The following is a 21,301-nucleotide window of genomic DNA, read 5'->3' on the forward strand; positions in this document are numbered from 1 at the left end:
AAATGTGGGAGCGAGCCTGCTCGCGAAGGCGGCGGCGCAGACAACATCGCACCCAACTGGCGCACAAAACCCACACACCCAGCGCCAATCATCCCCGCTGCGACAGCTTTGAACCCATTACGACTTGTTTCACGGCGATGGCACGCCCACTGCACGCGCCCTCCCCCGAGCTTTCCAACCATTGCGGGAGCAAGCGTATGAACACACAACTCAAACCCACGCTGGGCACGTTGCACCTGTGGGGCATTGCCGTGGGGCTGGTGATTTCCGGGGAATATTTCGGCTGGAGTTACGGCTGGGGCGTGGCCGGGACCCTGGGTTTTCTGGTCACTTCATTCATGGTCGCGACCATGTACACCTGCTTCATCTTCAGCTTCACCGAACTGACCACCGCAATTCCCCATGCTGGCGGGCCGTTCGCCTACAGCCGCCGCGCGTTTGGCGAAAAAGGCGGATTGATCGCCGGACTGGCCACACTGATCGAATTCGTCTTCGCCCCGCCGGCGATTGCCTTGGCGATCGGTGCTTATCTGAATGTGCAATTTCCGGCCCTCGACCCGAAACACGCGGCGGTTGGCGCGTACATCGTGTTCATGGGCCTGAATATTCTCGGGGTGAAGCTGGCCGCGACCTTTGAGTTGATCGTCTGCGTGTTGGCGGTGGCCGAATTGCTGGTATTCATGGGCGTGGTCGCGCCGGCGTTCAGTTTCAGCAACTTCGCCCTGAATGGCTGGGCCGGCTCCGACGTCTTCGGCGCGCCAGCGATTGCCGGGATGTTTGCGGCGATTCCGTTTGCGATCTGGTTCTTCCTCGCCATCGAAGGTGCAGCGATGGCTGCCGAAGAAGCCAAGGATCCGAAGCGCACGATCCCGAAAGCCTACATCAGCGGCATCCTGACCCTGGTGCTGCTGGCCATGGGCGTGATGTTCTTCGCCGGCGGCGTCGGCGACTGGCGCACGCTGGCCAACATCAACGACCCCTTGCCGCAAGCCATGAAAACCGTGGTCGGCGACAACTCAGGCTGGCTGCACATGCTGGTCTGGATCGGCCTGTTCGGCCTGGTCGCCAGTTTTCACGGCATCATCCTCGGCTACTCACGCCAGTTCTTCGCCCTCGCCCGCGCCGGCTATCTGCCTGCTTCGCTGGCAAAACTCTCGCGCTTCCAGACACCACACCGCGCGATCATCGCTGGCGGGCTCATCGGCATTGCCGCGATATACAGCGATGGTCTGATCAACCTCGGCGGTATGACACTGACGGCAGCGATGATCACCATGGCGGTGTTCGGCGCGATCGTGATGTACATCATGAGCATGCTCAGCCTGTTCAAACTGCGTAAAACGGAACCGAATCTGAAGCGTACCTTCCGCGCGCCGTGCTATCCGCTGGTGCCTCTGATTGCACTGATATTGGCCGTGGTTTGCCTGGTTGCGATGGCGTGGTTCAACACCCTGATCGGGCTGATTTTCCTCGGCTTCATGGCGGTGGGGTTCTGCTACTTCATGCTGACCGGACAACTGCGCGCCGATGCGCCGGCGGATGCGATGCTCACAGGCAATTGAGGGATTTCGGGTGTACCGGGTGCAACCGACCTAGAATGGAACCACTGCGAGTTCACTTCGCTCAAAAGTGGTATGCAGCATTGCACGGCGAAATCCTCGCCCGTCGAGCTGCCATTAAGGAGAGCCGTTATGCCCTGGTATGCCTGGTTGATTCTGGTCGTTGCGATCGGCTCGATTGTTGGCGGATTGATGATGTTGCGCGACACCGCCAACAAGGTCGAACTGACCGATGAAGAACGCAAGCGCGTCGCGCAGCGCAATGCCGAAGCGGATGCCAAGGACGCACAGGACCGCTGACCCGAACCCCGCCGCAATGGCGGGGTTGGTTTTTCCAGCGTAATCGGACTTACCCGCAGGCTTTTTAGATTTTAGAAGTACAGTCACCATTTAATCTTCCGTGGTTAAGATGGCAACATCGTCGCGGAGAGCTCCACATGCGTTACTCGCCAGATCACAAAGCCCAGACCCATCAGCGCATCATCAAGGAAGCCTCGGCGCGCTTTCGCAAGGACGGTATCGGCGCGACCGGCCTGCAACCGTTGATGAAAGCGCTGGGCTTGACCCATGGCGGCTTCTACTCGCACTTCAAATCCAAGGAAGAACTGGTCGAAAAAGCCCTGCAAGCGGCCGGCGAGCAAGTCGCGGGCCTGTGCGAAGAAATCTTCGCGCAGGAAAATCCTTTGCAGATGTTCATTGATACCTACCTGTCAGAGTGGCATCAGACCTCGCCCGACGAAGGCTGCCCGCTGCTGACCATATCTTCAGAGCTGGGCCTGCGCGGCCAGCCAAGCCCCACCAGTGACGAAGTTCTCAAGGCTCGCCTCGAACAGATACAAGGCACGCTCGCAGGCGACAAGAGTGCTGACCGCAGCATTGTCATCATGGCAACCCTGGCCGGTGCACTGTTGCTGTCACGCAGCGTCGCGGATGCCGACTTCGCTCAGCGCATCCTCGACGTCACCCGCGAGCATCTCAAGCAATCGAACGATTAACCTTGCCAGCGCTTGAACAGCACGCTCGCATTGACCCCGCCGAAACCGAAGCCGTTGGACAATGCGTATTCGATCGGCATCGACCGCGCCTTGCCATGGACAATGTCCACCCCTTCGCTCGCCGGATCCGGTTTTTCGAAGTTGAGCGTCGGCGGCACCACCTGATCACGGATCGCCAGCAACGTGAAAATCGCCTCAAGCCCACCCGCCGCGCCGAGCAAATGACCGGTGGCGGATTTGGTCGAGGTGACGGCGATTTTGTTTTCGGTACCAAACACAGCCTTGATCGCCGCCAGCTCGCCCAAATCACCGACCGGAGTTGAAGTCGCATGGGCATTGAGATGCTGCACCTGCTCCGGCGTCACGCCACCCTGGGCCAAAGCCAGCTGCATCGCCCGCCGCGCGCCGCTGCCGTCTTCCGGCCCAGCGGTCAGGTGATAGGCATCGGCGGTGGTGCCGTAGCCAACCAGTTCGGCCAACGGCGTCGCACCGCGTGCCAATGCATGCTCCAGCGATTCGATGACCAGCAGGCCGGCACCCTCCCCCATCACGAAGCCATCGCGCCCGCTGTCGAAGGGACGCGAAGCTTTCTCGGGAGTGTCGTTGTAACCGCTGGACAACGCCCGCGCGGCGGCGAAACCAGCGAGACTGACGCGATCGATCGACGCTTCCGCACCGCCACATACGGCGATGTCCGCTTCTCCCGCCCTGATCAATCGCGCCGCATCGCCGATCGCCTGAACCCCGGCGGCACATGCGGTAACCGGAGCACCTAACGGCCCTTTGAGACCATGCTGGATCGACACGTGACCAGCCGCGAGATTGACCAGAAACGATGGAATGGTGAACGGCGACAAGCGCCGAGGGCCGCGGGTGTCGGTGGTACGCACCGCATCGGCAATTGCACCAAAACCACCGACCCCCGAGCCGATGATCGTCGCCGTGCGCTCCTGGCTTTCCGCGTCCGCTGGATGCCAGCCGGCCTGCTCCAATGCCTGCCGTGCCGCTTCCATGGCAAACAGGATGAAGCGATCCATCTTCTTCTGTTCCTTGGGTGGCGTCGCGCGATCCGGGTCGAACCCGGCCTCGGCGTCCTCCTCGACCGTCGGCACACTGCCGCCCACCCGGGTCGGCAGATCGGCCACCACAGCGTCCGGCAGATTACGCAACCCGGAACGCCCGGCCAGCAGACGCTGCCAGACGATTTCAACATCACTGCCCAAGGGTGAAACCAGGCCCATGCCCGTGACGACGACTCGACGTTGGTTCATATCGTGGTTACCCCTTATCAATTCAAATATGAGCAGCTCGGGCAATGCCATTTCGGCTACTGAAACAGCCCCAAGCGGAATTTATTATAGGCATAATCAAGGCGCAATATGATAACCGTAATTTTCAGCTTGCATGCTTCCACAGGTCGGCAGCCAATAAAAAGGCCGGTCAATGACCGGCCTCTCGGCGTTGAACTGTCAGCTTAGTTCACTTCCAGCTTTTCACGATTGCGATCCAGAATCGCCTTGCCAATCCCCTTCACTTCCAGCAACTCATCCACCGACGCGAACGGCCCGTTTGTATCACGATACGCAACAATGGCCTGTGCTTTTGCCTCACCCACACCCGCCAACTCTTTCTGCAACGTTGCCGCATCCGCGCCGTTGAGATCGACCTTGACCGTCTGCGAAGGCGCCGCCGCAGGATCTATTACCAGAGGTGCCTTTGTTGATTCCGAAGGCGCAACAGGCGCAACAGGCGCAGCAATCGCAGCGATCGAGGCGCTGGTCAGGAAAGCGAAAATCAGGGAATAGAAATAACCGGTACGCATAAGTGACGCTCCATCATCGTTTGAGAAAGCAGCTTTTCCGAAGCTGCTCTCCAAACGTAGGTCATGATGAGGCGATGTCAAAAATGCGAGCGTTACAGGATGTGAAACAATCAGGGCTCGAGACGGCGTTGCTGGTAGATCCAGTCGACGATCTCGCCGTCGGGGGTGTAGCCGGAGACGGTTTCTCGCAGGAGCTGGCGGACTCGGGTGTAATCATCGCGCTCAACTGCCACGAGCAATTCGCTCAGCTTGCCCTTCAGAACGTCCCACGTCAGATGATCTTCACTGGCCGTCATGATCATCGGGTGTTGAGTGGCGGCCACGTTATCGCCGATCAAAAGCTCTTCATAAAGCTTTTCGCCCGGCCGGAGCCCGGTGAATTCGATGGAAATATCACCTTGCGGATTACGCTCCGAGCGAATGCTGAGGCCGGAAAGATGGATCATTTTCTCCGCCAGCTCGACGATCTTAACTGGCTCGCCCATGTCCAGCACAAATACGTCCCCGCCCTGCCCCATGGAACCGGCCTGGATAACCAATTGAGCGGCTTCTGGAATAGTCATGAAATAACGGGTGATTTTCGGGTGCGTGACGGTCAACGGGCCGCCGGATTTGATCTGACTGTGGAACAACGGGATAACCGATCCCGAGGATCCCAGGACATTTCCAAAACGGACCATGGTAAACCGGGTCTTGTTAACGCGCGACACGTTGGCACTGTCGCCAAACAATACTGGCGCGGTCTCTCGACTTAGAGCCTGCAGCGCCATCTCTGCAAGGCGCTTGGTGCTGCCCATGATATTTGTAGGGCGCACGGCTTTATCGGTCGAAATGAGTACGAAGTTCGATACACCGGACTGCAAAGCGGCCTGCGCTGTATTAAGCGTACCGATAACGTTGTTGAGCACACCTTCAGCAATATTGTGTTCAACCATGGGCACGTGTTTATAGGCCGCCGCGTGATAAACGGTATCGACTTTCCAGGTTTTCATCACGTCCAACAGCTTGTCCTGGTGGCGGATGGAACCGAGGATGGGCAATAGACGCACCGGAACAGCCTGTCTGTTAACACGTTGTTCAAGCTCGGAAAGAATGCTGTAGAGGTTGAACTCACTGTGCTCGAACAGGACGAGCGTGGTCGGTCCCAAGGTGAAAATCTGCCGGCAGAGTTCTGAACCGATCGAACCACCCGCCCCCGTAACCATCACGACTTTGCCGCTTATACAGCGCGCCAGCAGATCGGCCTGGGCCGGCACTGCGTCACGGCCCAGCAAGTCGGCGATATCCACTTCCTGGATATCTTCAACCTTGACCCGACCGCTGGCAAGATCGGTGAAATTCGGAACACTGCGTACATGAAGCGGGAATCCCTCAAGCAGGTTGAGAATTTCCCGGCGCCTGGCGCGGGTCGACGACGGCAGCGCGAGGAGTATCTCCTGGGCCCCAGTCACATCGATCATCTGCTGAATTTGCTTGGGTTTATAGACCTGAAGCCCGGAAATCGAGCGGTCGGAAATGCCCGGATCGTCATCGATGAACGCCACCGGACGCATGACGCGGCCCATCCGCAGAGCGGCAACCAGTTGATTACCGGCAACGCCGGCACCGTATACGGCGACCTTGGTCAAACCGTCGTCTCGGCTGGTAAACGGTACGTGCTGCGCGGCCGTGAACCAGTCGCCCATGAAAAACTGGCGCATGCAAAGGCGCAAACCGCCAATGATCATCATGCTCAACCACCAGTAGTTGAAGATGATCGATCGCGGCACTACGGCTTCGTGGTTGCTATACCAGTAGACGACCACAGCAAGAATCAGTGAGGACAGGCTGACCGCTTTGACAATGGCAATCAGGGCATCGTTACCGAAATAACGCATCACGGCCCGGTACATGCCAAAGCGGATAAAGAGGGGTATAGCGATGAAGGGGGCAAAAACAAAGAGCCAGATATGGGCCTTCAATGGATTGTACATATCATCGATGCCCAGGCGAACGATGAACGACAGCCAGAGGGCAACCCATACCAAGACGACGTCAGTAGCCACCTGCAGCAAACGCTTTTGCTTACGAGGCAAGCCCAGCAAGACAGCCCGCACTTTATCCATTCACCCGCTCGAGCACGTGGCTCCCTCCTTAACAGTCGACGACCAGCATTGTAACCTCAATGCTGGCTTGTCCATCTGAATTATTGGTCAGATGATTCGCGGGATTGTCACAAATTCGCGAGCAAAAATCTTGGGTGGCCCTGATGTTTCGCGCTTGAAAAAACCGCAGTTCAAGGACCAATGCGACGTCTACAAGACCATCCGCCGAGCTTGGAAAACGAGAACTGTTTCTCTGAAACATACGTCGCCCTCTGCCTCAAGGGTTGCTGCCAACGGATTTCCCGCTTCACCTAGGCGCGAATTCTCCGATTCTATAGACTTTCGCCCCGACCCCGAGCATCAGCTCAAATCATTGAATCAAGGGAATTACAGGCAATGATCCCAGTACTTGTGCTCGGCGACTCTCACGCATCGGTTTTCAGCTGTGAAGAGATAACAGCGCTACTACCCGGGTATTCGTTTGAAGTGACGTCAGTCGGAGGTGCAACGGTATCCGGTTTGCAAAATCCGAACGCCGTCACCCAAGCCAGGCCTCGGTTCATATCAGCACTTGAAAAGACAGCGGCAACCACTGTGATCGTTATGTTAGGCGAGGTAGATACCGGATTTGTTATTTGGTATCGGGCGCAAAAACATGGCACCCCCGTTAGCCAGATGCTGCAATTGGCAATCGATAACTACCAGAAGCTGTTGAAAGATATCGCTCGTACACACGAGGTAATTTGTATTAGTACGCCTCTTCCCACCATCAGGGACGATATGGACTGGGGAGAGGTGGCCAATTTGCGTAGAGAAGTGGCAGCCTCTCTCGCTGAAAGAACCCTGCTGACAATTAAGTTCAATCACTTGATGGAGAGCTTTTGCGTCTCGGAAGGCATCAGCTACCTGAATTTTGACGACCAATCCACGGATGATTCAGGCAATCTCAAGGAATCACTTCGAAATTCTGATCCGAGCGATCACCACTATGATCCTTCAGCACACGCGTTGATGATTGGACCGTTACTGGCCCCTTTGCTCAAAAGCCTCCACTTCCATCCGGATGGTTACAGGGCGCAGCCGGTCACAAAGCAAACTGTTCGCGAAAGGCTGCTGAACTTCATACAGCGCTGGAAATAGCGTTCGGCTTATTCGGACTCATTCCAGGCGCCCTGAGGGCAACCCGCACGAATATAGTCAGCGAAAGGATCAGCTCCTGCTTTAGCAACTCCGTGCTCGGCAAGGTAGACATCCGCGCGAAAATTGGCGTATAGACGTTGAGGGTTGATGCCACGAGCGTTTCCACGGACGTAATCCTGCACGTCCTCGGCGTTCGCGTTACCCCCGGCCGAGCCAAACAGACCGGAGTCCAGGATAGTCGTTACATCATGCTTTTCCTGTCGAGCATTCTCATGCCCCTCGACACCCAGTCGCTCAAGCTGGCCAGCGTACTTGTCTGCGTCAAAGTACGTCTTGGATGCCTCAAAGGATTGATTCGCCACATGCTCGTGGAACGCGCGCGAATTGGCGAGTGCGGATAATTTTTGAAAAGCACTGTCCACGTCGAGGTAATCCGCAACGCACGCCTCATGTAAACCACAAGTATCCAGAAAATCTGCAATACCGCTCGCTTTATCGAAGCAAACCACCGGTATGCGCATCGTCAGTGCGTCTATGGCGACGTTAGGCAATGGATCCAGACGCGATGAAATGAACAATGCGTCAGCTTCTGAATAGGCGGCGTTGATATTGGATGTTTCGCCCAGCATCAAAAAACGGTCCTGCAATCCGGAACGCTTGATCTGATCCGCCAGATAAACAGAATATCCGTCCTCAAGTTGCGGGTCGTAGCCCCCGCCAATCCAGACAAACCGAAACGTGCCGCCCCCCGGCCCACGCATAGCCTTGATGGCACATTGAATAAACAGATCAACGCCCTTTCGAAAATTAACGTACCCAGCCCCCAGCACAACAAACTTTCTTTCGGTGTCGCCTTCAGGACGGATCAGCTTTCGCAAAGATTCCGACTCTTCCAGGCTCTGACGCTCAGTGTGCTGTTGCTCCGGCAGAACACAACGCCCTTGAGGCATGATCAGCGGCGCAGCAAGTTTCAATTCCGGCAACGACTCTATCGCGTTGTCTAAAGTCAGAGCGGCGGAGAATACCAACTTTTCCGCCCAAAGAATCGCGTCAGACAACAACGCCTTCGAGTTGGGATAAGAAGAGGCGAATTCATGAATTAGGTAAATCGAAGGAATAAAATTTCTGGCAAGTGGCTTCAGGATAATATTGCTTTCAAGGCTATTTACCAGCGCAAACTTAAATTTGAATTTTTTGCTCAACAATTCAACTACTTGTCCTGAATACTCAGAATTCCCTTTGATTCTCAAACCTTTCACCAGTACAACAGCCGCTTCTTGAAAAGCACTCAGCAATGGCCCCTCACCCAGCAGAAGCACAACAACGTTGTATCGAGCAGACAAGCGCTGGACAAGATCAAGAGCGAGAATGGGCGCTCCAGAGCGAGACGCTTCGTGACTCACCACCAATATCGTTTCCCGCTCGGGATTCGCCGCGCGAGCTGTAGACAGATAAATTCCCGGCAAAGAATAGGGCCGCCACACCTCGTGTCGACCGTATTTCAGGAAGTGCTCAACGGGATCAACCAGGCCGAGATCCGGGTTCATCTTCAAATATAAATCGGGATCAAACTCTTCCGGAAGCAAACTCAAGTCGAGTACTTCACGCTCCACCACTGCGTCCACATGAGTGTTGCGACGAAACTTAGCGGCAAGCCTGAAGCGAATCGAGTTAATTAACCTACGAATGACCGTCCGTAGGAGATCTGACAAGGAGCCACTTCGAGACAAAATCTGATCCTTTTTCTTGCGTTTGAATAGAAGACAGCATTCATCAGAGCGATCCCTGCTCCCGTCAACAAACTACGGTTTGAGGAGGCCGTAACGCATGACGAAATTCCCTATTGGGGATAAATCGAAACCTGGGTGTTGAACATCGCCAGGAGCTCACTCTGGTCGATAATGCAGACACCCTGGCAAACAAAAGATTCCAATTTTTACTCGCGCAGCCACGACGAAGCTCTGCGCCTTCAGGACGCTTTTTCAGCGATCTTCAAGTTGTCCGGCACGGAACTTTATGGCCAGCCAGACAAGTGGCAAGTAAGCCACAACCAACCCCAGTGCACCGTCCATTTTCAAGTAGCTTACGCAGAGCGCAATCGGCAGCAGCCAGAACACATTGATCAGCCCGACCGCCCCAGTCACGGGCAGGTGCTTGCCAAACTGTCGGGACGCAAACTGATAGGCGTGGCTGCGATGCGCCTCGTAGACTTTATCGCCGCGCAGCAATCGACGCATCAATGTGAACGTTGCATCAACGATGAACACGCCAAGCAGTATGAGCCAGACCCACAGCAACCCGGGATCAGTCCATGTCGCCTGCAGCGACAACACGCCAAGGATGATACCGAGGAAGCCACTGCCCGCATCGCCCATAAAAATTTTTGCCGGGGGAAAGTTCCAGCATAGAAAACCGGCAGCGCATACCGTCAGTAACGCAGGTGGCCATAACAGTTGCGGGAAGTCACGGAGCCAGTAAATCAGACAGGCACCAGCGCATGTCGTGACGGCTTCGACACCGGCAATACCGTCAATACCGTCCATGAAATTGTAGAGATTCAGCATCCAGACCAGATAAAACAGCGCGAGTGAATGCCCGAGCCATCCCAGATCAACGCTGACACCGGCAATCACCAACGGCGATAGCCCACCCACCCAATAAACGCCCCAAGCGGCGGCCAAAAAATGCGCCAGCAGGCGCCACCGGGCGGCGATGTGACCGTGATCATCCAGAAAGCCGATGACCGCTGTGATACCGCCGGCGCCGGCCAAAGCAATCGACGCGTCCTTTGTCGTCAATCCGATGGCGAGCAAAACGCACAAAGCGAAGATAAAGGTCAGGACGATGGCCAAACCACCACCACGCGGCGTTGGGATCGTGTGGGAACTGCGCTGATTGGGAATATCGATCAGGCTGCGCGAAATTGCATAACGACGTAAAAAACCCGTGAGTGCGAACGACAGGATCGCAACAACCGGAACTAGCCAACACTCATTCATTTTTTCGAGCATCCAGGAATGGTTTTACTGTGGCGTCCAGAGCCCGCGAAAAACTGACCGGCGGAACCCAGCCCAACAGACGTTGATTCTTACTGATATCGACCTCCAGGGAACCAAAGATGCGCTGAGCGACAGCCTCTTTACCCAATAGTTTTGCCGCAGCAACCATCAGGCTCACTGGCAACGGTATTAACAGAGAGGGCTTGTGCAGCGCAGCAGACAGACTGCGTAACAGTTCGGTTGTCGAGACATCATGCCCGTCGCTGACCAGAAATGTCTGATTAGCCGCCGAAGGGTGCCTCATACACGTCACGATCAAATCCACCAGATTATCCAGACTGACCAGGCTGCGCTTGTTATGCACCGCACCGAACGGCAACGGCATTGCACGTTGTAGCCAGCGAATCATGCTTAGAAAGTTGGCTTTGACGCCCGCGCCATACACCAGAACGGGCCGGATGATGACCACTTCCATTGCGGTAGCGATTGCGAGCGCCTTCAATCCAAGTTCGGCCTCAAATTTGGAAATGCCATAAGGGTCCATGGGCGCGGGTGCGTCATCTGCTGTAAACGCAATGCCAGGCGAAGTGGATTCGCCATTGACCTTGATCGAGCTGATGTAGATGAAGCGCTTCACGCCTGCACGTGCAGCCTGCCGGGCCAGATTCAATGTGGCATCGACGTTTACCCGTCGAAACTCGGTCAGCGGATCAGCAGCGGATTCATCCATGACATGAACCCGTGCCGCGCAATGCACCACCACATCAACTTGATCAAGCGCATTTCGCCAATCGACATCAGCCGTCAGATCCGCAAACAGGAAACGCCGAATGGATTGGGGGAGATCGCTACATTCCTTGCGCAACGCGGCAATCAAGGAATACTGCCCGCTGGTATCCAGGTGTCGCAGCAAGGCACCACCCAAAAAGCCTGAGCCGCCGGTGACAAGTACCGTTTCAACTTTCATTGGTGAGGCTCGGTAACGTTATTGACGCTTGAAATTGCATCATGACTAATGATCATCAAACTATTCAGAACAGAATTTGACCCCGCCGCAGAAAGCGAGGCCAAACTACGCGTCAGTGGGCACCGTGATGCCTGAAAAGAAGGCCCCCTGAGACTGACAGCCACGATATGAATCAGCCGACTTTCGCGGCAACCCGCAGCGCCAGATCACGCGCGTAACGCCTGAGTTCTGGCACAGCCGTGGCCTCCCAGAATCGCGCCTTGAGCATTGGCCCGACGTAACTCAGCCAACTGACGGGAACACCGTGCTCGTCTTCAACGGAAAGGTCCTCATCCACACAAATGCCCAGCCCGAGCTCATCCAATCGAATCAGCCTTGCCTGCCGCAATTGCGCGATCAAGCGGTCATCAACCCGCGCCAGATTGGAGTTCGGTCCGGTGCAATTGATGATATGCGAAACATCCAGAGACTCTACCACCCCAGTGCCACGCAGCCCGACTTGCACACGTAAACCATTGGGCAACACTTCGATGTTCTGGATTCGGCCCGCCATCGGCTTCAACCGACCCTGCTCCAACTGCGCGGAAAACGCCGCATACGAGGCCGGTGCAACTCTGTGGCGATGGGCGTCCCAGTACACTTGGACGTGACGCAGGAAACGCAGGCGCTCGGCATCGCTCAACCGCTCCCACAGTTGTGCGGTGATTGGACGCACGGCGGCGATGACATCGCGCCAGTCGACGTCATCATTAACGGCAACGCGGACCAATGAACGCATGTGGCGCATATAGCTGCGCACACTCGGTGTGGAGGCCAAAAGTGTTTGCACCACCTCACCGGCGATGCTATCGGCGTGCCCCGAGGTGCGATGGGGCAGCGGCTGAACGCCTCGCCGTGACAGCATGTACACCGGCCCGGTGTGCCCTTGCTGATCCAGAGTCAGCGCCACATCCAATGCGGTCAATCCTGCGCCCAGCAACAGAATCGGAGCCTTCGGATCGATTGGTACCTCTATCTCTCCCGACCATGGATCAGCGAGATAGCGCCCTGCGGCGCGGGGAATCGAGGTGATGGCCGGATTGAACGGAGAGAAGTTGCCGAAGGCGAGAATCACATGGTCAGCCAGTATTTCCCGGCCATTAGCGATACGTATCCGGGCTTTGCCGCGATCCGCTTCGATGCTGTGCGCTTCGGTCGTGATCCGCTCGAAACTGACCCCGTCACGACACTGATGCTCAGCCTCGGTGAGCAGTTCCGAGAGATATTCACCGTAGAGTTTGCGGGGAACGAAGGACCCCGATGAAGTACCCGGCAGGCGAGTCTCGCAAAAACGCAGAAAATGATCAGGCTGATCAACAAGCGCCGTCATATTTCCCGCCGGCACATTCAGCAGGTGCCGCGAACTGTTGGTTCCATAGGCGAGACCACGGGCCATCTCACCGGAACGGTTGAGCAACACCACTCGAGTGTCAGGCTTGCAGACGCGAAGAAACTGAACAGCAGTTACCGCGCCACTGAATCCGGCACCAATGATGACCAGCGTCTTCAACGTTCGATCCGTCCAACCAGGTACTGCATGATTTTCGCGACAGACGCGTGCACATCTTCTTCAAGAGTGTTGATCGTGATATCCGGTGTCAGCGGAGGCTCATACAACGAGTCGATACCGGTAAAGTTCTTGATCATGCCCGAGCGTGCCTTACCGTACAGCCCCTTCGGATCGCGGCGCTCACATTCCGGTAAAGGCGTGCTGATGTAGACCTCAACAAAGAACTCATCACCTATCACATCGCGGGCCAATGCCCGGTCAAGGCGAAATGGCGAAATAAAAGCGCTGACGACGATCAGGCCAGCGTCAACGAACAATTTGCCAACTTCTGCAATACGACGGATGTTCTCCGCCCGATCATGATCATTGAAGCCCAGATCACTGCACAGACCAAGGCGCATGTTGTCCCCGTCCAGGAGGTAGGTATGACGATTACGCTCTAGCAGTGCCTGCTCAAGAGCATTGGCAATCGTCGACTTACCGGCACCGCTGAGCCCGGTGAACCAAAGTACCACTGGTCGTTGCTGTTTAAGAGCACTCCGCTGCTCACGATCAACAACCATTTGATGAGCGACAAGATTTTCCGTCATCGAAACTACACCGCAGTTATATATACATTGACTTGAATCAGGCTTTCAACGCTGAAAGGAATTGGCTTTGCGCGCATTGAAACCAAGTTCGTAATTAAGCGTGAAGAATAGACCCAGGGTCTGCCCGCGCCAAGGAAAACCTTGACACGAGACATTAATGGCCACTGTTACATGGATGAATTCCATTTTTGCAACAATTCATTCACATAGACAGAAACAGATTTCGGAGGCGAGGAATTCGTTGCCAGTCTCGCTAACAACTCATCCTCGACCAATAGTCGTTTCAATGCGCTTTCAAGGTCAGAAACGCTGCCTGGTTCAAACAGCAACCCATTAAAATCGTGTGTCACGGCCTCAGCAATGCCAGGCACATCGGAGGCCACAACCGGGCAACCGGCAGCCTGCGCTGAATAGACGACCAGTGGCGTATTTTCATTCCAAACCGAAGGGACCACCAATGCATCCAGTCCACCCAGCACGGTGAATATGTCTTCGTTGGCAAACGTGCCGCAAAATTTTACCGCTTCGTTGCCATCAGCCAGTCGATGCAAACCGGCAACATAGTCGGGAAAATCCGTTTGCTTGCCGTAGATTCTCAGCTGTAAATCGCGAGCAGAAAAACGCTGAAGAGCCTCAAGAAGCACATGACAACCTTTGTGTGACGCGAGCGTGCCAACGAACCCCAATACCAAGGGACCCTCACGCCGCGCCCGATCTCGCACGACGACTGGCGGCTCAAGATTGATGCCATAGGACGACCTGACCAGGATGTCTGGCCGCACGCCATAACGCGTCAACAGCGTTTCGATCATCCGGTTCGGCGCAATGATGCCCTGCAGAAGATTCAGCCGCCGAACGTTACGCTCGAGACGACCACTCAACGCCCGCACCTCACGTACCACCGAGCCGGCCGGTATGCGCGACGAGCGAACAATGCGTACGACCGTATCACTAAAGACATCCGGCACCGCGCTCATGAGCCTGCCAATGCGCTCAGGAAGCTGGCTGGCAGCAAAGTGCACGACACAATTGCCCGCTTCCTTGCTCGGGCCCGCGCACGTTCTTCCACCACAACGCAGCAACTGCCCGGTAGGGCAAATACTCCAGAAGTCGGTTGGCGTGTAATACGCAGGCACACCGGCAGCGACCGCTTTTTCGATCAGGCCAGTGCCGAGACGATTGAGGTGAAAGAAATGCACGACATCCGGCCTGAACTCTTCCAGCAAGTGCCCGAAAAAGTCAGCGGCCAGATGGTTATCACATCCGATCTCAATTTTTGAAGTTTGATCGCCCATGGGCACATAGGCATGCCGAAAACGATCAACCAGAATGGAGTCGTACCGATATTGATCGAAGCGCTCACTGTCCGCGAGCGCCTCGGTAGCCGGATAGCCCGTAAAAACCCTGACCTCATGGCCAAGGGCCTGCAATACGCGGGCAACGGACAGCGTCAAAACCTCTGTACCCGCGGAAAACTCCGGGAAAAACTGATGAACAGTGAGCAGGACCTTCATTTGTAACCAACGCTGGCACCGAGCAGGCGGTAACTCAACCGACCACTCACTTCTGCTGTTCGTTCTTGGCCCACTCGAAAGTTCGCACGATCCCTTCCCTCATCGAAACCTTGGGCTCCCAGCCCAGTTCGTCGCGCGCCAAATCGTTGCTCAGTACACTCACTGGCACATCGAAAGAACGGCCAGGCTTGTAGTTACGGGCAACCGGCTCACCGCTGACTTCTTCGATCATCGACATGAGACTGTTCAGGCTGGTTCCCACGCCCGAACTGATATTAAAGACACTGGCGCTACCCGAGTAGGTAGCCGCCTTGGCGAACGCCTCGGCCACATCGCTGACATGCAGGAAATCGCGTTCGACGCTACCGTCCCCCCAAATCTCGATCGGCAAGCCCTTCAGCACGTTATGGATGAACACACCCACCGCGCCCTGCGCAGTCTCCACGCGCTGACGCTCGCCGTAAGGGTTGGCGACCCGCAGAACAACAGGCTTGATGCCATACAGATGGTTGTACATTTGCAGGTATTTCTCGATGGTCAGCTTGGTGATGCCATAAGAAACTTCTGGATCTGTCGGGTGTTTTTCGTCGATCGGCAGGTACTTCGGAGCGCCATAGACAGTGCCTCCGGAAGAAATGAAAACGATTCTGCCAACCTCGTGCGCAACCATTGCATTGAGCAGTTGCAAACTTGCAACGACATTGCTCTGGACATCGTAGACCGGATCTTCATTCGAGCTTTTCGGCAGCGTGGTGGAAACCAGATGAAAAACAACATCTGCCCCTTCTACTGCCTTGTTTATGTCACTGGTGGACGACAAATCACCTGTCATCCATTCGACGGATTCATTGGGCAAGAACTTACGGTACTCCCCCACTCGCGGACGCTCGAATACTCGGATCGAATGCCCGTCTTGCAACAAGCGATCAACAATAGTCGAGCCGATAAAGCCGCCGCCGCCAAATACCGTAATTTTCATAAAAACTCTCGACAGACATCGAAACTATTGCAAAAAACTGACATAAATCAGTCAACAAAAAGACAAAAAACCTAACACAAAAACCAAAATACGTCAAGAAACAGTCAGTTTTAGCCTTCTTAAAGTTTTCTTGATAAAAGGCCTGTCAAATATAAACTTCGCAACACGGTATCGACGAACTTTAGCAATCAACAAATTAACAATTCCGCGACTATATGAAATCTCTGTTTGCGCATTGTTAGTCAGACAGTGCGTCGCATACAGATGATCAAGATAGGACGTGACACGTCTGTTTTCCAGTGCAGTCGTGGCTAATTCCTTCGCCAGGCCCATCGGCAGGAAAGGCTGCGCTGAGCCATCTCTGCGGACATGCGCCTCATCCAGGATTTCAAGCCACTGACGATTTGTTGCCTCAGCGGTGTAGCTCCGCTCGATCAGTTTCATGCACGCCTGTGCTTTGTTACGACGACTGACGGGATCAGCAGCAAGCGCCTGAATGACACTCACGTATTGAGCTACTTCATCCTCGCCGTGCGGAATCAGATAGCCAGTATCTTCGCCTACCAGTTCATCCTGGCCGCCAACATCCGCCACGACCGGAACTACTCCCGCCGCCATGGATTCAAGGAGAGCCACGGAAATCCCCTCATATTCGGATGGCATCAACAAGATGTCCGATACCGCCAGAAGGGACAGCCAATCGGCGTGAGATTTGGCCCCCAGAATCCGCAACTCGGCCTTAAGGTCGTAGTCAGAGATCAAGGTTTCGAACGCAGGACGCAGCTCCCCCTCACCAATGACAAGTGCATTGAAACGGATGCCTTTCTGCTTTGCCGCATGAAAAATTTCAGCAAGCTTCAGCGGTCGCTTCTGATCACACATACGACCGGCGAAAATGATGGTCAGCGCATTTTCATCCAGCCCGAAACCACGCAATACCGCAACACGTTTCTCTTCGGACAGCGATACTGGCTGAGACTTGATCCCGGTATACATGACCCGAATCTTGTCTTGGTCCGCTCCCAGCCCCACCATCCATTTTGAGAGATGACCCGTACTCACAACGTTCAGATCGAGCGCGTCCTGATAGCCCACCGCAAATCGTGGATGCCCGCCGTTAAGCCAATTCATCTCTTCGGTATGGCATAAATCGATGAACGCGGTATCCGGTGCAGCACTACGCAGATACGGAAGAAGTTGATAGCCCAGCGTACTGCCGGTGATCAGAACGGTGTCGATGCTTCGCGACCCGATCAGGTACAGGATGAAGCGCGGAAAGTCAGACGGCGACAAAATATCCGGCAGAATGAAAATATCGCGAGTCAACTCGGCAAACTTGCCAAGCCAACGGTGATCTGCCTCAAGAGTGGCGCACACCGTAACATCCACCCCGTTGGCAACCATTCCCTGGATGAGGTCAATACTGACCCGATCAGCCCCACCTTCCACCATCCACGGCAAAAGGACCATTACCCTCCTGCCATTGGCGTTTGGCTTCAATGCATTATGAAACGGAAACTCCACCGGCAATGTTTCATAAGCTGAGGGATAGCGACGATTAACCTGTGGGACCGGCTTACTTGCTCTTGCAACATTCGTTTCCGCTTCGCTTTCGACAGCCGAAACTCCGCACCATTGCAAACACTCAGGGATGGTATAGCCCCAATGACCAGCCTCTGCCAATCGCGACAGCATTTCTGTCGGGTCACGGCCATCGGCCAGGCTTGCTACATCAGTAACAGACCCAAGAAGGTGCGCTTTACGAAAAACCATCCCTCTGACTTTTGGCTGAGCATTATCGAGGTGATACTTGCCCTGGTTTAGATTCTGATTGATCAGCCCCCCCCTCTTCCCCGGTATAACTCCTAATGAATTGCAAAAGGAGAATTCCGGATTAGACACCAGACACCATAAAGCCTTCTCGATAAAGGTAGCCGCCAATTGCGTCTTGGCATCCACAAGCACCACATAATCAAACGACTTCCATAATGCACTCGCAGACCGACATTCGGCATGGGGCCGCAGGGATACCCGCTTATCGCCTGCAAGTGCTGTAACGAGGCCAGGACTCAGTTGATGACCCAACGCTTGGTCATAAGAAACAAGCCAGTTCCAACCTTGAAATGTTTGAGCGCACAATGACTCATAAACTTCGCTCAAGTCACAAGCGCGATCATCTATCGCAGTAACAACAAGTACAGAAGCATCTTGCGCACCATCAGCTAATGCTGCCTGGTAATTCTTCGCCATTGCAACCGTGGCACGGTAGCTAGGAAAATCGGGAGCTGTTGAATCTTGCATAAAAGACCTACTTCCCTGCCCCAAGGCGCTGAAGACTTTTCAAAAATTTCATCAACGACGTTCCATCAATATCGCGAAGTTTGAGAAACGGTTTTTCGATGAGACGATAAGTAGAGTAAGCAAGCAAGTAGACACAAATCGTAAATATCGGATACACGATCCATGGATTATTGTAGACAGCCTCGTGCAATCCGAAACGATTGAGCACTGCAATCACTATCGTGAACGCAAAAATGTGCCCGAGATAGATCGAATACGAAACCAGACTCGTGAAATTTACAAAGCGGTTGAACCAGCCCCAGCGGCAGGGCCGCAAACTAAAGAATGCTGGAATCAAGGCTGCAAAAAATATCGCCGAACAGGTGAAAAACAGCGACTGAAGAACCTTGCCATTCAACAACCAAGGCGCTCCCATTTTGGTCGAAACAATAATCCCTATCACAACTGCCAGCGGGATATACCAATACTTGGCAATGCGCTCAAACCTTGGTCTGTGCCACGTATAGATGTACGCCGCCAGCACACCGAAGCCTATGGCGTCCAGCCGATAGAGGACAACATAGCGGGCGTCATCATATCTGACCGACTCAATAGGCATCCCGATTCGCGCCAGGAATGGCACGACCATGAAAACGACGATTGTAACCATGGCTGCTCGCTTGACACCCGCACCAAAGCCGATCACTAGCAAAATCAACAGCGGAAAGGTGTAATAAAACCACTCTTCCACCGCTAGGCTCCAGGACAAACGATAGAAATCCGTCATGGGCCAAGCAAAATTCTGAGCAAAAAACAGATAGCGAAACTGTTCAGAAAAAGTGGTCGCCCCTTGCCAGTCGAACTTTAAGGAAACAAAAAAGAAAAAAACGTAAAGTGGCAAAGTACGCATCCAGCGACGATACCAAAAATTGGTAAGCCCACTGGTTCTGGACATACTCCAGTTAGCAGCTTCTTTCAGCAGAATCCTGCCGATCAAAAAACCACTGAGACAAAAGAATAGATCAACGCCAAATATGGCGAGAAATGCGAAATTAGACAGTATCGGACTGGGCAAAGAATGCCCAAGCATGTGGCCGAATACGACAAGTAAACAGGCGAGCGTCCGACAAACGTCAAGTCCGAAAGAACGATTGGAATCCGCAACAGTTGTGCTCATTAATGACACCAAAACTATCTATTAAAGTTTACTTGTCTATTCCAAAGTATCTCGCAACACTTTCCCTCGGGAGCCCTGAACTGCCCCAGTTCCATCCTGTCAACGGCCACTGAGCCAAAGGCAACCACATAACGACAATAGGTCACACCCGACCGCGTCTCTTTGGATAACCGCTTTAAGCCAGTCAAATTGAAGTCTTTGTTTATGAAGCCTTCTGCCCCCGCTTTCGACGCGTCTAGCGGATAGATATGAACAAAAAAATTATCGGCGACCTGAGCGACATCACAGCCTTTCAATTCCAACTGCAATGCGTTGCTGACAATGTCAATCTGCAACTGATCAGAAACAGCAACGGAAGTGATGTTTTCTACAGGCGCCTTGACGTCCATCCAGCGAGTGAAATACAAAACAGCCGCAGCCAGGCAGACAAATATACAAACGGAGCCTAAAATTTTCAGATCAATCTTCACTCAGCGCCTCAACCTTTTGTGATATGCAAACAAAACCAGCAATACTCTTGACGTTATCTCAAGAGCCATCGCTGATTCCGATGTCGCAACCGGCCTACAGTGGCCTGGCCAAAAACTTTACAAAATACCTATTTTGCGCAGAGCCTTGCTCACCGAGCCTCGCCATCCCGTAACTGCAGTCACAGGAGGCTGCAAGGGTCCGGAACCCTCACCGAAAAAATCCTCTTTTCCGGTAAGGCCGATGAAGTCCAGATAGTTAAAGCCGTGCACCGTCTCAATCTGTTCCTGAGTTTCCGCGCAGGTCATCAGTTGATAGAGCAGTTCGATACCAAACAATCGCGTACCTGGGCAAAGACCGACATGAATCGCCACCATTGCCACCAGAAACTCATTATTCGCACCCTGAGGCGTAACCCACTTAGCTGCCTCCGGGAAGATCTCAAGAATATCCGCTTGGGGCAAATCGACATAATGCTGCTTCTGCAGATGCCATTCCAGCTTCAAGCGAGCCCGCCGATCTGGTCGGTCGCCACTCGCATTGGATTGATCCGAGAAGATCCTATGCAGTGTCAGCTTTTCCTGAATGACGTGAATGTCCGACTTCTTTAACAGGCGAGTCCACAACTCAGCGTCATCAATTTGAGCATGGGCGCACTTGTAAAGATCAGCCTGCTCATAGGCACTGCGCCGAACCAACACACTCGGATGGCACAAACGGTTCTCGTTGAAAAACAGTGCTCGCAACCAGGCCGTTCGGCTTTTGTTCGGCTGATTGAACCAATCGATAGACAGCGCCTGATTACTTTCATCGATGCATTGCACATGGGTAAAAACTGCCCCTATGTGCGGATTGGAATCAAGCACAGCCACTTGCTTTTCAAGTTTTTCCAGTGCCCAGGCATCATCCGAGTGATGGATCGCGATGTATTCACCAGTGCTTTGGGACTGAATCGCACGGTTGATATTGTAAATATAACGGCGCGTACGATCATTTCGGATCTTGATGATCCGGGGGTCATTATAACTTTCAATAACCGCCCAAGAGTCATCTGGCGATACATCATCAACGACAATGAGTTCCCAATCACTGTAAGTTTGATTGAGAACAGAATCAATTGCCTGCCCAATGAACTTATCGTGATTATAGGAAGTGAGTACAACTGAAACCTTCGCCAC

General features: G+C 54.1%; 18 protein-coding genes. 4 read left to right on the plus strand and 14 right to left on the minus strand.

The window, feature by feature from the left end; translation table 11 throughout:
* The first annotated feature begins 197 nt into the window (after positions 1 to 197).
* The 3 genes from eat (at position 198) to AC0Z4S_RS23215 (ending at position 2,554) form a co-directional block, all read left to right on the plus strand.
* The gene (gene eat, locus AC0Z4S_RS23205; RefSeq protein WP_485624737.1) at positions 198 to 1,562 is read left to right on the plus strand and encodes an ethanolamine permease; all 1,365 of its coding nucleotides are present in this window, start codon (positions 198 to 200) and stop codon (positions 1,560 to 1,562) included.
* A gap of 129 nt (positions 1,563 to 1,691) precedes the next feature.
* The gene (locus AC0Z4S_RS23210; protein WP_016770901.1) at positions 1,692 to 1,859 is read left to right on the plus strand and encodes a DUF2897 family protein; all 168 of its coding nucleotides are present in this window, start codon (positions 1,692 to 1,694) and stop codon (positions 1,857 to 1,859) included.
* Positions 1,860 to 1,996: 137 nt separating this feature from the next.
* A complete protein-coding gene (locus tag AC0Z4S_RS23215; protein ID WP_485624738.1) occupies positions 1,997 to 2,554 on the plus strand; it encodes a TetR/AcrR family transcriptional regulator in 558 nt (185 codons plus the stop codon).
* On the opposite strand, the gene fabF is transcribed toward AC0Z4S_RS23215, so the two are convergent.
* The 3 genes from fabF to AC0Z4S_RS23230 all read right to left on the minus strand — a co-directional run bounded on the left by fabF (position 2,551) and on the right by AC0Z4S_RS23230 (position 6,481).
* Positions 2,551 to 3,825 carry a beta-ketoacyl-ACP synthase II gene (fabF, locus tag AC0Z4S_RS23220; RefSeq protein ID WP_485624739.1) on the minus strand — a complete coding sequence of 425 codons (1,275 nt, stop codon included), beginning with the start codon at positions 3,823 to 3,825 and terminating at the stop codon, positions 2,551 to 2,553. The genes AC0Z4S_RS23215 and fabF overlap by 4 nt on opposite strands.
* A 203-nt stretch (positions 3,826 to 4,028) precedes the next feature.
* Entirely contained in the window at positions 4,029 to 4,376 is a 348-nt protein-coding gene (locus AC0Z4S_RS23225; protein WP_485624740.1) for a ComEA family DNA-binding protein, read from the minus strand.
* A gap of 110 nt (positions 4,377 to 4,486) precedes the next feature.
* Positions 4,487 to 6,481 carry a polysaccharide biosynthesis protein gene (locus tag AC0Z4S_RS23230; protein WP_485624741.1) on the minus strand — a complete coding sequence of 665 codons (1,995 nt, stop codon included), beginning with the start codon at positions 6,479 to 6,481 and terminating at the stop codon, positions 4,487 to 4,489.
* 375 nt (positions 6,482 to 6,856) lie between these two features.
* On the opposite strand from AC0Z4S_RS23230, the gene AC0Z4S_RS23235 reads away from it, so the two are divergent.
* Positions 6,857 to 7,600, plus strand: coding sequence for an SGNH/GDSL hydrolase family protein (locus AC0Z4S_RS23235; protein WP_485624742.1), 744 nt, complete (start codon positions 6,857 to 6,859; stop codon positions 7,598 to 7,600).
* Positions 7,601 to 7,608: 8 nt separating this feature from the next.
* Here the strand turns inward: AC0Z4S_RS23235 and AC0Z4S_RS23240 are convergent, their stop codons facing one another.
* From AC0Z4S_RS23240 to AC0Z4S_RS23290, 11 genes are all read right to left on the minus strand, one after another.
* Positions 7,609 to 9,213 (minus strand): glycosyltransferase, encoded by a 1,605-nt coding sequence (locus tag AC0Z4S_RS23240; RefSeq protein WP_485624743.1) that lies wholly within the window; start codon positions 9,211 to 9,213, stop codon positions 7,609 to 7,611.
* 369 nt (positions 9,214 to 9,582) lie between these two features.
* Entirely contained in the window at positions 9,583 to 10,599 is a 1,017-nt protein-coding gene (locus AC0Z4S_RS23245) for an MraY family glycosyltransferase (RefSeq protein ID WP_223631254.1), read from the minus strand.
* Positions 10,592 to 11,566 carry a UDP-glucose 4-epimerase family protein gene (locus tag AC0Z4S_RS23250; protein ID WP_485624744.1) on the minus strand — a complete coding sequence of 325 codons (975 nt, stop codon included), beginning with the start codon at positions 11,564 to 11,566 and terminating at the stop codon, positions 10,592 to 10,594. The genes AC0Z4S_RS23245 and AC0Z4S_RS23250 overlap by 8 nt, the downstream gene beginning before the upstream one ends.
* A 172-nt stretch (positions 11,567 to 11,738) precedes the next feature.
* On the minus strand, positions 11,739 to 13,115 hold the full coding sequence (locus AC0Z4S_RS23255) for an FAD/NAD(P)-binding protein (protein WP_485624745.1): 1,377 nt from the start codon (positions 13,113 to 13,115) through the stop codon (positions 11,739 to 11,741).
* Positions 13,112 to 13,705 (minus strand): adenylyl-sulfate kinase, encoded by a 594-nt coding sequence (gene cysC / locus AC0Z4S_RS23260; protein WP_223631206.1) that lies wholly within the window; start codon positions 13,703 to 13,705, stop codon positions 13,112 to 13,114. Before cysC ends, AC0Z4S_RS23255 begins: the two co-directional genes overlap by 4 nt.
* 167 nt (positions 13,706 to 13,872) lie before the next feature.
* Positions 13,873 to 15,219: a glycosyltransferase gene (locus AC0Z4S_RS23265; RefSeq protein WP_485624746.1), complete on the minus strand. Its 1,347-nt coding sequence runs from the start codon at positions 15,217 to 15,219 to the stop codon at positions 13,873 to 13,875.
* A 46-nt stretch (positions 15,220 to 15,265) separates the two neighbouring features.
* Positions 15,266 to 16,198, minus strand: coding sequence for an NAD-dependent epimerase/dehydratase family protein (locus AC0Z4S_RS23270; protein ID WP_485624747.1), 933 nt, complete (start codon positions 16,196 to 16,198; stop codon positions 15,266 to 15,268).
* Between the two features lie 93 nt (positions 16,199 to 16,291).
* On the minus strand, positions 16,292 to 18,499 hold the full coding sequence (locus AC0Z4S_RS23275) for a glycosyltransferase family 4 protein (protein WP_485624748.1): 2,208 nt from the start codon (positions 18,497 to 18,499) through the stop codon (positions 16,292 to 16,294).
* Between the two features lie 7 nt (positions 18,500 to 18,506).
* The gene (locus tag AC0Z4S_RS23280) at positions 18,507 to 19,655 is read right to left on the minus strand and encodes an acyltransferase family protein (protein ID WP_485624749.1); all 1,149 of its coding nucleotides are present in this window, start codon (positions 19,653 to 19,655) and stop codon (positions 18,507 to 18,509) included.
* Between the two features lie 14 nt (positions 19,656 to 19,669).
* Positions 19,670 to 20,125, minus strand: coding sequence for a hypothetical protein (locus AC0Z4S_RS23285; protein WP_485624750.1), 456 nt, complete (start codon positions 20,123 to 20,125; stop codon positions 19,670 to 19,672).
* A 117-nt stretch (positions 20,126 to 20,242) separates the two neighbouring features.
* Complete coding sequence (locus AC0Z4S_RS23290) at positions 20,243 to 21,301, minus strand: glycosyltransferase family 2 protein (RefSeq protein WP_485624751.1); 1,059 nt, start codon at positions 21,299 to 21,301, stop codon at positions 20,243 to 20,245.

This window comes from Pseudomonas sp. 1L-B-1-E-C1, assembly GCF_057291835.1.

What these genes read in the sequence shown, in the direction of transcription:
- AC0Z4S_RS23270 (WP_485624747.1), bottom strand. Translation starts at nt 16,198, where the DNA reads ATGAAAATTACGGTATTTGGCGGCGGCGGCTTTATCGGCTCGACTATT.
- eat (WP_485624737.1), top strand. Translation starts at nt 198, where the DNA reads ATGAACACACAACTCAAACCCACGCTGGGCACGTTGCACCTGTGGGGC.
- AC0Z4S_RS23280 (WP_485624749.1), bottom strand. Translation starts at nt 19,655, where the DNA reads ATGAGCACAACTGTTGCGGATTCCAATCGTTCTTTCGGACTTGACGTT.
- AC0Z4S_RS23250 (WP_485624744.1), bottom strand. Translation starts at nt 11,566, where the DNA reads ATGAAAGTTGAAACGGTACTTGTCACCGGCGGCTCAGGCTTTTTGGGT.
- AC0Z4S_RS23230 (WP_485624741.1), bottom strand. Translation starts at nt 6,481, where the DNA reads ATGGATAAAGTGCGGGCTGTCTTGCTGGGCTTGCCTCGTAAGCAAAAG.
- fabF (WP_485624739.1), bottom strand. Translation starts at nt 3,825, where the DNA reads ATGAACCAACGTCGAGTCGTCGTCACGGGCATGGGCCTGGTTTCACCC.
- AC0Z4S_RS23235 (WP_485624742.1), top strand. Translation starts at nt 6,857, where the DNA reads ATGATCCCAGTACTTGTGCTCGGCGACTCTCACGCATCGGTTTTCAGC.
- AC0Z4S_RS23225 (WP_485624740.1), bottom strand. Translation starts at nt 4,376, where the DNA reads ATGCGTACCGGTTATTTCTATTCCCTGATTTTCGCTTTCCTGACCAGC.
- AC0Z4S_RS23210 (WP_016770901.1), top strand. Translation starts at nt 1,692, where the DNA reads ATGCCCTGGTATGCCTGGTTGATTCTGGTCGTTGCGATCGGCTCGATT.
- cysC (WP_223631206.1), bottom strand. Translation starts at nt 13,705, where the DNA reads ATGACGGAAAATCTTGTCGCTCATCAAATGGTTGTTGATCGTGAGCAG.
- AC0Z4S_RS23245 (WP_223631254.1), bottom strand. Translation starts at nt 10,599, where the DNA reads ATGAATGAGTGTTGGCTAGTTCCGGTTGTTGCGATCCTGTCGTTCGCA.
- AC0Z4S_RS23265 (WP_485624746.1), bottom strand. Translation starts at nt 15,219, where the DNA reads ATGAAGGTCCTGCTCACTGTTCATCAGTTTTTCCCGGAGTTTTCCGCG.
- AC0Z4S_RS23275 (WP_485624748.1), bottom strand. Translation starts at nt 18,499, where the DNA reads ATGCAAGATTCAACAGCTCCCGATTTTCCTAGCTACCGTGCCACGGTT.
- AC0Z4S_RS23215 (WP_485624738.1), top strand. Translation starts at nt 1,997, where the DNA reads ATGCGTTACTCGCCAGATCACAAAGCCCAGACCCATCAGCGCATCATC.